Annotated in this window: 14 protein-coding genes; 10 read left to right on the top strand and 4 right to left on the bottom strand. The window is 40.9% G+C overall.

Going from position 1 to position 14117, the window contains the following annotated elements:
• Positions 1–24: 24 nt before the first annotated feature.
• Together C7B70_RS00330 and C7B70_RS00325 are read left to right on the top strand one after the other, a co-directional pair.
• On the top strand, positions 25–609 hold the full coding sequence (locus tag C7B70_RS00330) for a Uma2 family endonuclease (RefSeq protein WP_106367086.1): 585 nt from the start codon (positions 25–27) through the stop codon (positions 607–609).
• A 261-nt stretch (positions 610–870) separates the two neighbouring features.
• Complete coding sequence (locus C7B70_RS00325) at positions 871–1071, top strand: hypothetical protein (RefSeq protein WP_199191971.1); 201 nt, start codon at positions 871–873, stop codon at positions 1069–1071.
• Here the strand turns inward: C7B70_RS00325 and purF are convergent.
• Together purF and purL are read right to left on the bottom strand one after the other, a co-directional pair.
• Positions 1068–2510, bottom strand: a complete 1443-nt coding sequence (purF, locus tag C7B70_RS00320) for an amidophosphoribosyltransferase (RefSeq protein WP_106367271.1) — start codon at positions 2508–2510, stop codon at positions 1068–1070. The genes C7B70_RS00325 and purF overlap by 4 nt on opposite strands.
• 214 nt (positions 2511–2724) lie before the next feature.
• Positions 2725–5004: a phosphoribosylformylglycinamidine synthase subunit PurL gene (gene purL, locus C7B70_RS00315; protein ID WP_106367085.1), complete on the bottom strand. Its 2280-nt coding sequence runs from the start codon at positions 5002–5004 to the stop codon at positions 2725–2727.
• A 125-nt stretch (positions 5005–5129) separates the two neighbouring features.
• Between purL and C7B70_RS00310 the strand changes: the two genes are divergently transcribed.
• Positions 5130–5945, top strand: coding sequence for a 2-isopropylmalate synthase (locus C7B70_RS00310; RefSeq protein ID WP_106367084.1), 816 nt, complete (start codon positions 5130–5132; stop codon positions 5943–5945).
• Here C7B70_RS00310 and C7B70_RS00305 read toward each other — a convergent pair.
• The gene (locus tag C7B70_RS00305) at positions 5935–6699 is read right to left on the bottom strand and encodes a TSUP family transporter (RefSeq protein ID WP_106367083.1); all 765 of its coding nucleotides are present in this window, start codon (positions 6697–6699) and stop codon (positions 5935–5937) included. The two genes, C7B70_RS00310 and C7B70_RS00305, sit on opposite strands and share 11 nt — an antisense overlap.
• 22 nt (positions 6700–6721) lie before the next feature.
• Positions 6722–7168, bottom strand: coding sequence for an aspartyl protease family protein (locus tag C7B70_RS00300; protein ID WP_369831792.1), 447 nt, complete (start codon positions 7166–7168; stop codon positions 6722–6724).
• 104 nt (positions 7169–7272) lie between these two features.
• On the opposite strand from C7B70_RS00300, the gene C7B70_RS00295 reads away from it, so the two are divergent.
• The 7 genes from C7B70_RS00295 (at position 7273) to C7B70_RS00270 (ending at position 14116) form a co-directional block, all read left to right on the top strand.
• Complete coding sequence (locus tag C7B70_RS00295) at positions 7273–8142, top strand: LD-carboxypeptidase (protein ID WP_106367270.1); 870 nt, start codon at positions 7273–7275, stop codon at positions 8140–8142.
• 14 nt (positions 8143–8156) lie between these two features.
• A complete protein-coding gene (locus C7B70_RS00290) occupies positions 8157–9434 on the top strand; it encodes a glycosyltransferase (protein WP_106367081.1) in 1278 nt (425 codons plus the stop codon).
• Between the two features lie 386 nt (positions 9435–9820).
• Entirely contained in the window at positions 9821–10939 is a 1119-nt protein-coding gene (locus tag C7B70_RS00285; protein ID WP_106367080.1) for a fatty acid desaturase, read from the top strand.
• Positions 10940–11270: 331 nt separating this feature from the next.
• On the top strand, positions 11271–11819 hold the full coding sequence (locus tag C7B70_RS00280; RefSeq protein WP_106367079.1) for a pentapeptide repeat-containing protein: 549 nt from the start codon (positions 11271–11273) through the stop codon (positions 11817–11819).
• Between the two features lie 32 nt (positions 11820–11851).
• Positions 11852–12010, top strand: coding sequence for a hypothetical protein (locus C7B70_RS26235; RefSeq protein WP_158260463.1), 159 nt, complete (start codon positions 11852–11854; stop codon positions 12008–12010).
• Between the two features lie 102 nt (positions 12011–12112).
• On the top strand, positions 12113–13159 hold the full coding sequence (gene hemE / locus C7B70_RS00275; RefSeq protein WP_106367078.1) for a uroporphyrinogen decarboxylase: 1047 nt from the start codon (positions 12113–12115) through the stop codon (positions 13157–13159).
• A gap of 3 nt (positions 13160–13162) precedes the next feature.
• Positions 13163–14116, top strand: a complete 954-nt coding sequence (locus C7B70_RS00270; RefSeq protein WP_106367077.1) for an NAD(P)-dependent oxidoreductase — start codon at positions 13163–13165, stop codon at positions 14114–14116.
• The last annotated feature ends 1 nt before the right edge of the window (position 14117 follow it).

Raw genomic sequence — 14117 nt, 5'->3', positions numbered from 1 at the left:
AATAAAAATCCAGGGTGGTTGTAAGTGCAAACCCAGCAAATATATTACACTCCTAACGAATATTTGGCACAAGAAGAAGTTGCAGAGTTTCGCAGCGAGTATCGAGATGGAGAAATTGTATCAATGACGGGCGCGTCGATTAACCATAATCAAATTGCGGGAAATGTCTATGCTTTTTTGAAATTTATGCTGCGGAAGACAGATATTAAGCCTTACATTGGCGATTTACGGCTATGGATTCCTCAATATCGACAGTATACTTATCCAGATGTTTTTTTGATTCAAGGTCAACCCGTTTTTCAAGAGCGACGTACAGATACAATCACTAATCCTTGCTTGATTGTAGAAATTTTATCAAAATCGACCAAAGATTATGATCGCACCGATAAGTTTCGTTATTACCGCTCTATTGCTGAACTCCAAGAATATGTACTAATTAACCAGTACAAAATAGAAATTGAGCATTATACAAAAGCTGACGGAAACTCCTGGCTGTTTCGAGCTTACGAAGCTAGTACAGATAATATAGCTTTCGCTTCGATTAACCTAGAAATGACTATTGAAGACATCTACGAAAATGTAGAATTTGATTTAAGCGATCGCATTTGAGAATAGGGCGATCGCTCATGTTAGGCTAATTTCCGCGATGAAACGATATTGAGGAGTTAGAGTTATCCCTACACTAGAGCAAAAAACGCACTGCTATGTGTTGTGCTGCTGGTTTACTAAGTTGTACTTGCCTATTAATCTCGTGCGAATGGATGAACGAACTGGAAACATCTTTTTCTTTGCAGGCGAGTAAAATATTATAGAAATATATCCTAACGGCAACTGGAGATACATGGGATGAGCAAGCCTAATTTTTAATCAATGAGCCAGAAAGATTTGCATGATTACGTTATGGTGCATCGAGACGAGCAAGAAGCTTTTTACGCTTATGTAGACAAACTCCACGCTGAAGCAAACTGGATTGAGATGCCAGCAATGGAATCATTACAAGACTTGGAGAATTATCCTGAGTTTACCAAACGTTTTCGTAACGGTTCAGATCCTCAAGATAACGCTGTTTAAACTTTGGTTGGCTCTAGCATTAACTTAGAACGCTTAACGGTTTCGGGAATGGCGATCGGATAATCGCCATTAAAGCAAGCAGAACAAAAATTAGTCGGGTCTTCTTTTGTTGTTTGCAGCATTCCTTCATGACTTAGATAAGCTAAAGAATCTACTTCTAACAACTTCGCTATTTCCTCTACAGACTTAGTAGCTGCGATTAGTTGATCTTGGTTATCAGTATCAATCCCGTAGAAACAAGGATGAGTTACAGGAGGCGAAGATACGCGCATATGTACTTCCGTTGCTCCCGCATCGCGGAGAGCTTTTACTAGCTTGCGGCTAGTTGTTCCCCTAACGATGGAATCATCAACAATGATTACTCGCTTACCAGCTAATACATCTTTAAGCGGGTTGAGTTTCATGCGGATACCAGACTCGCGCATTGTTTGTGTAGGCTGAATAAATGTTCTCCCTACATAACGATTTTTAATTAATCCTTCAGCGTAAGTAATTCCCGACTCTTGAGAAAAACCAATCGCCGCCGGGATGCCCGAATCTGGTACGCCAATTACAATGTCAGCGTCTACAAAAGATTCTTTTGCTAGTTGTCGTCCGATTCGCATCCGATAGCTGTACAAGCTTTCGTTATTCATAATGCTATCGGGCCTTGCAAAGTAAATCATTTCAAAGATGCAAAGCTTGCGTTGCGGCTGTTGCGCCCAGTGGAAAGAAGCTAATCCTTCACTCGTAATCCAAACCAATTCTCCCGGTTCTACATCGCGCAAATAAGTAGCGCCAATAATATCTAAACCGCAAGTTTCTGAAGCTAAAACATAGCGTTCTTCCTTGGTGTCTAAAGTGCCAATTACTAAAGGACGAATACCATTAGGATCGCGTACTCCCATTATGCCTACAGGCGTACCAATGACTAAGCTAAAAGCTCCTTTGCAGCGTTGAAAGGCACTAATTGCCCCATCTAACCATTCTTTACCTGCATCAATTTCTTCGGCGATCGCAAAGGCTATTACTTCCGAATCTGTAGTAGTCAGTAAATTATGCTTATTTTGCAACAACTCCTCGCGTAAAGCTGGAGTATTGACTAGATTGCCATTATGTGTTAGCGCTAATGCTCCGCGTTTAGTTTGTAAAACTGCTGGTTGAGCATTTACAACCCGGCTAGAACCCGTAGTAGAGTAACGAGTGTGACCTACGGCTATGTTTCCGGGCAACTTGTCTAAATTTGTTTCGTTAAAAACTTGGGATACTAATCCCATTTCTTTGTGCAAGTGAACTTGATCGCCGTCAAAAGTTGCAATTCCTGCCGATTCTTGACCTCTGTGCTGCAACGCATACAAGCCAAAATAAGTAAGCTTGGCAACATCTTCCCCTGGTGCAAATACACCAAACACGCCACAAGCTTCCTCTGGCTTATCCGCAGGATGGTCTGATTCGGACATATTTGGTTCATCCTTGATAATGTCGGCGGGGGAATAGTTGGGGTTCATGCTTTGGCTTTACTCCTGAAAAGTAGGCAAATTTTGGGGATAAAACAGTTGCGATCGCTTATTTGTTTAAAAAGATTATTTTATAAATTTTAACTAGGCTTAATAAAACGTTAACAAGCGTTATATACAAGATTAACGTAACTATGCTCATTGACAACAAAATAAATTAAGTATTTAGGCGGCGTTCGATAGCATGGTAGAAAGCTTTACTCATTTCCTCGATATTAACCTTAATTAAAGAGCGATTGCCTGTAGTAAAAACTTGTAAAGAATTAGTCAGGTCAACTACACCGATTTTTTGCCAATTATTTCCTAATTGCTGTTGTAAATAAGCTTCCCAAGCCTCTGCATGAGCAGGAGAGACAGAAACTAAAATCCGCCCGGTAGCTTCTCCAAAGAGCATTTCATCAGGGCGATAGGTAGATGATAAGACGTGGACTTGCGCCCCTAAGTTTCCAGAAATGCAAGATTCGGCAAGAGCAACAGCGATTCCCCCTTCGGCGCAATCGTGAGCAGAGCGCACCCAACCGTTACCAATTCCCTGACGACAAGCAGCCTGAACGCGGCGTTCTAAGTCAAAATTTACCTGGGGTGGTTTTCCCGCTATAAGTCCGTGTATTGTGGCTAAATACTCCGAGCAACCGAGGGTTATTCCTTCATCACTTTCTAATAAATAAATTAAATCACCTTCATTTTGCCAGCCTTGTCCGCAAACATGAGTTAAATCGGCAATTAAACCTACCATTCCGATAACAGGAGTTGGATAAATAGGCTGAGGTGTGCCATTAGCATCAAGGGTTTCATTATAAAGAGAGACATTACCGCCTGTAACGGGTGTTTTCAATTCTCTGCAAGCTTCGGCAATTCCTCTACAAGCTTCGGCTAATTGCCAGTAGCCAACGGGGTTTTCTGGGCTACCAAAGTTTAAGTTGTCGGTGACAGCAATAGGTTCTGCGCCTACACAGCTAAGATTACGGGCGGCTTCAGCAACTACGGCTTTTGCACCCTCGTAAGGATCTATGTATATATAGCGAGGATTGCAATCTACTGTAGCAGCAACTCCTTTGTTATGCGATCGCAAGCGGATGACCGCCGCATCAGCGCCCCCAGGTAGTAAAACTGTATTATTTTGAACTTGGTGGTCGTATTGGCTGTAAATCCAGCGCTTAGAGGCAATATTTGGCGCATCAAGGAGAGTTAGTAAGATAGCTTGCCAAGAATAAAAGCTACCTGCTATTTCGATGCCATCTAGGGTACAAGTAGGTAAGGTTGCGCTCGTCCAGGCGGCGGCTTTACGGGCATATTCTGGCGGTTGGCTCAATAATTCGTGATGATAAAGCGGTGTATTTTCTGCTAAAGCGGCGGCAGGAATTTCGGCTGCGACTTCACCTTTAAAGAGAATTTTGACAATTGGCTCGGCAATAACTGTCCCCGCCACTACTGCTTGTAATCCCCAGCGATGGAATATCTCAATTAGCTCTCCTTCTCGCCCTTTGTGTGCTATAAATAGCATCCGCTCTTGAGATTCTGATAGCAGATATTCGTAGGGAATCATCCCGCTTTCGCGCACGGGAATTAAGTCTAAATCTAGTTCAATCCCCACCCCACCTTTTGCCGCCATTTCTGAAGTTGAACAAGTAATTCCAGCTGCTCCCATATCTTGCGCCGCTACAACTGCGCCAGTTTTAAAAGCCTCTAAACACGCTTCAATTAAAGACTTTTCTAAAAAAGGGTCGCCTACTTGCACGGCGGGGCGGTCTTTTTCTGATTCGGCGCTGAGTTCAGCACTGGCAAAACTTGCCCCTCCCATCCCATCCCGTCCGGTGGTAGAACCTACATATAATACTGGGTTCCCTATCCCTGCGGCTCCTGAGGTGACGATTTCGGGAGTTTCCATTAGACCTAATGCCATGACATTTACTAATGGGTTGCCAGAATAAGCCCCATCAAAATAAACTTCACCGCCTACTGTGGGAACGCCTACACTATTGCCATAGTGAGAAATACCTGAAACTACACCGTTGAATAATCGGCGGGTTCGCGCATCGTCTAAAGAGCCGAAACGCAAGGAGTTTAATAAGGCAATGGGACGCGCCCCCATGGTAAATATATCTCTAAGAATGCCGCCTACGCCTGTAGCTGCGCCTTGGAATGGTTCGATAGCTGAGGGGTGGTTGTGGGATTCAATTTTAAAGGCTAGTTGTACTCCGTCGCCTAAGTCTACTACGCCAGCATTTTCCCCAGGGCCTACAAGTATGCGTTTTCCTGTAGTAGGAAATTGTTTGAGCAAAGGGCGAGAATTTTTGTAACAACAGTGTTCTGACCACATTACCCCAAACATTCCTAATTCTGCTTTATTGGGTTCGCGCCCTAGTCTATTGACTATTTCGGTATATTCTTCAGGCTTTAAACCTTCATTGGCAATTTCTTCAGGCGTAAAAGGCATGGCGGCTAAGGCAAAAACGGCACAGGCTCAATTTTATCTACAATTGTCAACATTGGGGATATTTTTAAATCAACAGTGTGATAGCGCAAGCGCGCACGCAGGGCTTCGCCTTTGCAAAAATAACTATGGTACTCGACAAAATCGTAATTTTCGATACGACTATGCGCGATGGGGAGCTTACTCATGGAGTATCGATGAATCTTCAGCAAAAGATAAGCATCGCTACCCTTTTAGAAGCTATGGGAGTAGATATTATTGAGGTAGGTTATCCCGGAAGATACGATAAAGACTTTCAAGAAATATTTGAGATATCTAAAATAATTAAAAATTCTATTGTTTGCGGACTAGCAGGCTCAAACAAGGCAGAAATAATCAGCGTAGCAGAAGCAATTAAGCCAGCCACTACAGGCAGAATAAATATTTTTACTTCTGTAAAATTAAATAGTAAGCTATATGAACAAACACTGTCAGAAATAAACGCTAGTGTTTCTCTAGCAAGAGATTACTGTGAAGATGTAGAATGGAATGCTTTTGATGCGACTAGAAGCGAGCCAGATTTTTTGTGCAAAGCAATTGAAGTTGCTATAAATAGTGGAGCTACAACTATTACTATTCCTGATAGTTTAGGCTTAGCAAAGCCAGAGGAATTTTTACAGTTACTTGAGAGCATTTTTCATTGCGTTCCTAATATTGATAAGGCTATAGTTGCCGTGCATTGTCATGACGATTTGGGGATAGCAGTAGATAATTCAATAGTTGGCTTAAGTTGTGGTGTTAGACAAATTGAATGTTCTATAAATGGTTTGGGTGCGAGAAAAGGTAATGCAGATTTAAAAGAGATTGTTGAGCGAATTTCTAAAACTTACCCAGCTAATATTGACACTTCTCTAATCGACCAAGCATCAAAATTAGTTACCCAAATTACTGGAATTACTCATTGAAAAGCATATCATAGGCAAGTTTAACAATTAAAATTGACACCACTCCTATAAATAAGACTCTCACAAAAGCGCTACCTTTAGCGATCGCAAGTTTAGCGCCGATAATAGCACCAAAAACGTTACACATTCCCATGGGTATTGCAATACTATAAATAATGCTGTTAGTAGAAGTAAAGTAAATAATTGCAGCTAAATTAGTAGAAAAGTTAACAACTTTAGCTGAGGCAGAAGCTCTAAGAAAATCGAACCCTAAAATTCCAATGAATGCAAAGATTAAAAAACTACCTGTTCCGGGCCCAAAAAAACCATCATAAAAGCCGAGCGACGTGCCAATTATTGCCGCATATATACATTGTTTTATTCCTTGAACCTTGACAATATGCTGGGAGCCAAAATCTTTTTTAAACCAAGTATAAACAGCAACTACTACTAGCAGTAAAAGGACGAGAGGACGCATTAAAGCAGGATTAATAATACTTACAGTGCTTGCGCCAATAAATGAACAAATGAATGCAGATGTAGTTGATATTAAAACTATTGACCAGTCGATTGTAACTTCTTGAGAAAACCGAATTGCTGCAGCTAATGTACCGACGATTGAAGATAATTTATTAGTACCAAAAATTAGCGGTATAGCTGTATTAGGAAGAAAAATTAAAAGTGCTGGAAGCTGAATTAAACCGCCGCCACCAACAATTGAATCAATTAAGCCTGCTAAAAAGGCAAATATACAAAGAAAGATTATTTGAGACACAGGAAATAAGCGATCGCATTAGCTAAATTCTCAAATAACTAGCATTAGGACTAATTGGCAAAACAATCAGCTTTTGATTCTGCAAATCTAGCTCAATTCCTAATGCTTCCAAAGGAATTACCCCCAATAAAGGCTCAGTTCCGCCAGGGAGTTCAAGACATTCAAAAGTTCCTTCTCTTTCGCCTAAAGTAATTTTTGCATCTTCAAAAATTCGGGCTTTGCTAAAACCTGTAGCCGTAGCAACATCTACCTCTTTAAGTAAGGTTAATCCTAACTTCGCAATTACATTAGCAGGAAGACATAAAGTAGTAGCACCAGTATCGACTAATACATTCTCTAGAGTAATTGTGCGTACATCGTCCACAGGAATTAGTCCTCGTTCTGCTAAACCTTGATCGAGCCTGTTTGTAATAACCAAGGTTGTAATAATTCTTCCCATTTGCTCTGTGGTAGTCGATTGCATAATTATATTCCTCCTTTGTGCCAACTTAGCCTATATTGAGGACGGGACGCGCAGCTTTTAATTGGCTTGTTCCTTTAGTTTAAGTCAGATGCAAAAATATGATTTGCCAAATGCCATCACTGCTAAAGCCAGGAGATTTATTAAAAGTAATTACCCCTAGTGGTGCATTGAGAGAATTTGATGCTTTTAAAAAAGGTGTGGAAATATGGCGATCGCACGGCTATAAAGTAGAAGTAAGTGAAAGTATAAAGGATCGCTTTGGATACTTAGCCGGGACAGATAGCGATCGCACAAAGCAATTATTTGAAGCATGGAATGACCCAGAATGTAAAGGCATTTTAGTCGCTAGAGGTGGTTATGGTAGCGCTAGAATTTTAGAAAATTGGACTTGGGGAAAAAACAACAAATGGTTGATTGGTTTTTCGGATATTACTTGTTTATTGTGGAGTCTGTACAACAGAGGCAAATCGAGCGTACATGGCTCCGTATTAACAACTTTAGCTTCCGAACCCGATTGGTCAATAGAGCGCTTATTTAACTTAGTAGAAGGTCGTCCTATAGCACCTCTGCAAGGTACGGGGTGGGGAGGAGGAATCGCCACAGGGATACTTTTGCCAGCCAACTTGACGGTAGCTACTCATTTACTCGGTACGCCAATACAACCAAATTTAGACGGCGTAATATTAGCTTTAGAAGACGTAACTGAAGCACCTTATCGCATCGATAGATTATTAACTCAATGGCGTTTAAGCGGAGTTTTGACAAAAGTTAGGGGGATTGCATTAGGAAGGTTTAGCCGATGCGCCGCACCGCCAAATATTCCCAGTATGACGATAGATGAAGTATTGCGCGATCGCTTATCAGACCTAAATATTCCCATAGTATCTAACCTACCTTTTGGACACGATGGTTGCAACGCTGCTCTCCCGGTAGGATTACTAGCAACACTAGACGCAGAGCAAGGTATTCTAGCTATTTAAGGATAAACATTTATATGACTCATTTTGGTATTATCTGTCCTGGTGGAAGTCATCTCAATCCGATGACAACCTTAGGCTACGAACTGCAAAAAAGGGGACATCGAGTTACTGTAATTGGTATTTTAGATGCGGAAACAAAAGTACATTCTGCTGGCTTGGAGTTTAAGGCGATCGCGCCGTCAGAATCTCCCTATGGCACTACAGAGCAATTTTCTGACGAACTGGGCAAATTAAGCGGATTAGCTGCACTGCGATACACAATAAATTATCTCCAAAAATCGACAGCTACTTTACTTCAGCAAGCACCAAAAGTAATTAAAGATGCTGGGGTCGAAGCATTATTAGTAGACCAAATTTCGTCAGCCGGGGGAACGGTTGCAGACTATCTAGGCATTCCCTTCATAAGCGTGTCTGCTGCTTTGATGAGTAACGAAGATGTTAGCGTTCCACCTTTTATTACTCCTTGGAACTACAATCGTGCTTGGTGGGGACAAATTCGCAATAGAATCGGTTATCGTTTGTTCCGTCAAGCCCGCAAGCCGATTCGGGAAACTATCGCCGAATACCGACGCGAATGGAATTTACCCCCACACAATAGTCAAAATGATGCCTATTCAACCTTAGCCCAATTGTGCCAGCAGCCTACGGAGTTTGAATTTCCACGAGCAAATTTGCCGGGATGTTTTCATTTTACTGGCGCGTACCATAATCTAATTTCTAGGGCAAAAATTGACTTCCCTTTTGAAAAATTAACAGGTCAACCGTTGATTTATGCTTCAATGGGAACTTTACAAAATCGCCTGATGGGAGTCTTCGAGACTATTGCGGAAGCCTGTGAAAAATTGGATGCACAGTTAGTAATTTCTCTTGGTGGTGGAATAAGTCTTGAGTCTATGCCAAAGCTTTCTGGTTCGCCTTTAGTTGTAGGATACGCTCCTCAACTAGAATTGTTGCAAAGAGCTAGTCTCACTATTACCCATGCGGGGTTGAATACGGCTTTAGAATCAATTAGTCATGGCGTACCGATGGTTGCTATTCCGATTACTAATGACCAACCAGGAGTAGCTGCACGTATTGTTTGGACTGGTTGCGGCGAGATGATAAAGCTTTCACAACTAAGTGTTCCTAAACTGCGAACTACAATTGAGCGAGTTTTGACGCAGAGTTCTTATCGAGATAATGCCATTAGATTGCAAACCGCCAATCAGCAAGCGGGGGGAGTTACTAAGGCTGCGGATATTATCGAACAGGTGATGTCTACGGGAAAACCTGTATTAGCTGGCTCAACTTAATCAATGAATTAATTTTAATATTAACCAGCGCTCAAAGCACCTTATCTGTGAGTTGGAAGGGGATGTCTTCTTAGCTACAAACGATATAATAATGTTTCTTTAACCAGTACCTTACTATAATTGGTTAATAACTTCTGTTTTGAAGGAATTATCTCATCACCTCAACCACCCTGGGTAAAGTGGTGAGTTAATTCCTAAACAGGATTGAGTTAGGCGTAAAGACCCGCAATCTCTAGTTTTTGAGACTATGTTAATGGTCTTATTAGCTTTTGGATATCTGATTATCTATAGCTAAAAAGCTCAGAATAAACAGAATTTTATCCCTAGGACACTTGCTTGAATTAAGAAAAAGGTTCATCATATTAATTTATAAGAATATTTATTAAATGAAAAATGTGATTAAATCTGACTTTGTGCTAACTCCTTACATGAAGAGCAACGACCTACTAGCAGCTTATCAGATTTTGAATACAGTCGTTCCTTATGTACTTCTATGGTTTTTGGCAGTTAAAGCGGCAGCAATTTCTGTTTGGTTTCTTCCCCCTATCATAATTTTAATGACGCTGTTTTCAATACGTTGTTTTTCCTTGATGCATGATTGTGGACACTATTCACTCTTTAGCTCAAAAAAAGTTAATAGGTGTGTAGGTTTTATTCTCGGTATCCTTAACGCCATCCCTCAATACCCTTGGTCAAGAGATCATGCCTTCCATCACAAAACTAATGGTAATTGGGAGCAGTATCGCGGTGTTGCTGACTTTATCTCAACTGAGGAGTTTTCTAAGCTCAATTCTTCTGACCAAAGGTTTTATGAACTACTGAGACATCCATTAATGGCTTTTCCTGGAGGTTTTTTCTACCTCGCGCTCCAGCCCAGACTTGTCCTAATAATGGGAATCTATGATTTTGTTGTCGAGCTATTTACTTGTTTGAAAAACAATCCTGGCATGAGTTTATCGGAGATCGTCTCTGCTCATAAATCCAAACATTGGCAGACAGCAACCGAGTTTTGGGATTTGCTCTTTAATAATATTTGCGTAATTAGCAGCGTTATTATCCTGAGCAATCTTATGGGAGCAGCTTTTTTCTTAAGTATTTACTTAAGCGTCTTGACTTTTGCGGCGGTGATTTTTATCTGGGTCTTCTTCGTGCAACATATTTTTGAAGACTCTTATGCTCACAAAACAGAAGGTTGGGATTACTTAACTGGAGCTATTGAGGGCAGTAGTTACCTAGAATTACCACCAATTTTCAAGTGGTTTACCGCAGACATCGGCTACCACAATATTCATCATCTTTCTGAAAGAATCCCTAATTATAATCTCGAAGCTTGTCATCATAAAAATATCCACCTGCTCTCAAACATAAAAACATTGAGGATGGGTGATATGCTTGCCTGTTCAAAGTTTATTTTGTGGGATGGTAGATCGAGTCGCCTGGTATCGATTGAGTCATTTCGTCAAGTTGCCCAATCGAGCGCTCTAGATTCAAACATGGTGTCCTAAATATAACTGAGATGGAAAAAGAGCTTGTTAAATATGATCGCCTTTGGCGTTACCCCCTGGGTAATCGCATATCTTCTAGTGGCTGTTTGTAGCTCAAATGCGATCATTGTTCATTAACGGCGTTAGACTATGCCAAAAGCCATCAATAAAAGTGCCATCGTTGCACACTTGATACATCGCTATTAGCTCTCCACAATCAATTGGAGTTATTTTAAAGTCATACCGGATAGTAACCTATAGACTATTTACTGGATTAAAATTTGTACTGTTGTTTATGAAGAGAATAAACTTACACAAATATTTGTTTACCGAAAAGTAGAGGTTTTAAAGTATGAAAGATTTATGGCAAAAATTGTTTTCATTCAAAGACAGCATTCCTGAGTTAAGCAATAGCAATTGGGAACATCCTACTCTGTTATTCGATTCATGTTACGCAGCAGAGAATGTTGCTTTCATGCTTGGCGGTCAATGGGATAATTTTAATAGTGTTGTCCTATCTGTGGTAGACGAAATAGCAATCGAGACTGCTGCCAAAATAGTTGAAGCACAATGGTGTTACAAAGGTAAGTCTTGCACTTTACTACCCAAATTAAGCGTTGAAGTATTAAAACGGCGCTATGCAGTTGGAGACAGGCATTTTATCAATGCTAATTTAATGTGTGCCGACTTGAGCAATCTGAATTTAAGTGAAGTTAACTTAGGTTGGGCTTCTTTACGAGGAGCTAATTTGAGTGGCACGAATCTCCGCAACGCCGATTTAACGCAGGCGGATTTAAGCGATGCTGATTTGAGTGGAACTGATCTAACGGGGGCAAACTTGAAACGAGCAATTTTGAGCGGTATAGAGCTAAATAAAGCGATAATCTCTACCGAAACTTGACAATTCCCCCCACATTTTATCAGGATATGCTGATGATTGTAGTTACGGGCGCAATAAGAAGCAACGGCAAAGAGGCGGCGGAGGTTACGTCTGGTGTACGTGATGCGACTTCTCAAAAGCCGCGTAGTTTTGACTTTGCCCGCGATTACACAACGATGTTTAGCTCAATACCGTTGGAGTCAAAACACTAAAGTTGCAATGTGTTAAATGGGGTGCGCTTAGTAAGGTTAAACCGAGCAGAGCTAAATGATAAGCTAACAAAAGCATAAAACTAACTTAAGGTAAAACTTTAAATGGTCGTCTCCACCCAAGTTCCCCATCTTTTGCGCGCCGCTCGTGGTGAAAAAGTAGATCGTCCCCCTGTATGGATGATGCGCCAAGCAGGACGCTATATGAAAGCCTACAGGGAACTAAGGGACAAATACCCCTCATTTCGCGACAGATCCGAAATTCCCGAAGTAGCTGTAGAAGTTTCTTTGCAACCTTGGAAAGCATTTCAACCAGACGGAGTAATTTTATTTTCTGATATTGTTACCCCTTTACCTGGCTTAGGCATTGAGATGGATATCGCCGAAGGAAAAGGGCCAATTATCGAATCGCCAATTCGGACTTCTGCTCAAGTTGATAATTTGCGTCCTTTGCAACCGGAAGAATCGCTACCTTTTATCAAAACAATTTTGCAAGCACTCAGTAACGAAGTAGGCGACAAATCAACTGTCCTCGGCTTTGTGGGCGCTCCTTGGACACTAGCTGCTTATGCGGTAGAAGGGAAGGGTTCTAAGACCTACTCAGCAATTAAAGGCATGGCATTTTCTGATCCTACGGTACTGCACCAATTACTAACAAAATTAGCCGATGCGATCGCAATTTATGCTCGTTATCAAATTGACTGCGGCGCTCAAGTAGTACAAATGTTTGATTCTTGGGCGGGTCAACTTAGCCCCCAAGATTACGATACCTTTGCTTTACCTTATCAACAACGCGTTTTCCAGCAAATCAAACAAACTCACCCAGATACACCTTTAATATTGCTGGTTAGTGGTAGTGCTGGAGTATTAGAGCGGATGGCTGTTTCGGGCGCTGATATTGTCACGGTAGATTGGGCGGTAGATATGGCGGACGCGCGCGCTAGATTAGGACAAGATATGAAAGTACAGGGAAATTTAGATCCAGGGGTATTATTTGGTTCTAAAGAGTTTATCCGCGATCGCATTTACGATACTGTCAAAAAAGCTGGCAACTACGGACATATCCTTAATCTCGGTCATGGTGTATTACCCACTACCCCAGAGGAAAATGTTGCTTTCTTCTTTGAAACCGCCAAACAGTTGAAATACTAAACTATGACCAAAAAGCGGATTTTAGTGACTGGTGCGAGTGGTTGCATTGGTCACTATATTACAGAAGCCTTAATTAATCAAACAGACCACGAATTGTATTTGCTCGTCAGGAATCCCGCTAAATTACAAGTAAATACAAAATCTCGTCCTGGAATCACGGTTTTACAGGGCGATATGGGTAGAATTGAGGATTTTACAGATTTACTCAAAACTATTGATACGGCGGTACTCACAGCTACGGTATGGGGCGGTGAAGATATATTTGATATCAATGTCACTAAAACCGTTGAACTGATAAATTTGCTAGATCCCGAAGTTTGTCAACAAGTAATTTACTTTTCTACAGCGAGTATTTTAGATAGTCACAACCAGTTACTTAAGGAAGCGGGAGAAATTGGTACAGATTACATTCGTTCTAAGTACGAGTGTTTTCAGAAATTGACGAATAGTGCGATTAAATCTAAAATAACTAAAATTTTTCCTACCTTAGTTTTGGGAGGAGATAACACTAAACCTTACTCGCATTTGTCGGCGGGAATTCCAGAAATTACAAAATTAATTAATTTAATTCGTTTTTTTAAAGCTGATGGTAGTTTCCACTTTATTCATGGAAAAGATGTTGCAGAGGTTGTTAGATACTTAATTGACAATCCACCAAAAGCTGAGGAATCGCGGCAATTAGTATTAGGTCAAAAACGCATAACTGCCGATGGAGCAATTGATGAAGCTTGTAACTATCTCAATAAAAAGATTTACTTTCGTGTTCCTTTATCTTTAGGTTTAGCTAATATTTTGATTCCGCTATTTCGCATTCAAATGGCAGCTTGGGATAGGTTTTGTTTAACTTACAGACATTTTAGTTACGACAACCCTGTTAATCCTGAAAGCTTAGGATTGCCGAATTATTGCGCTACTTTTAGCGATGTTTTGCAAGTCCACGGTGTTGCTCGTAAATAGA

Source organism: Chlorogloea sp. CCALA 695, assembly GCF_003003885.1.
In the GTDB taxonomy this organism is placed as follows: domain Bacteria; phylum Cyanobacteriota; class Cyanobacteriia; order Cyanobacteriales; family Chroococcidiopsidaceae; genus Aliterella.
The sequence above is the reverse complement of the archived record's forward strand: the minus strand, read 5'-3'. Positions and strand labels throughout refer to the sequence as shown.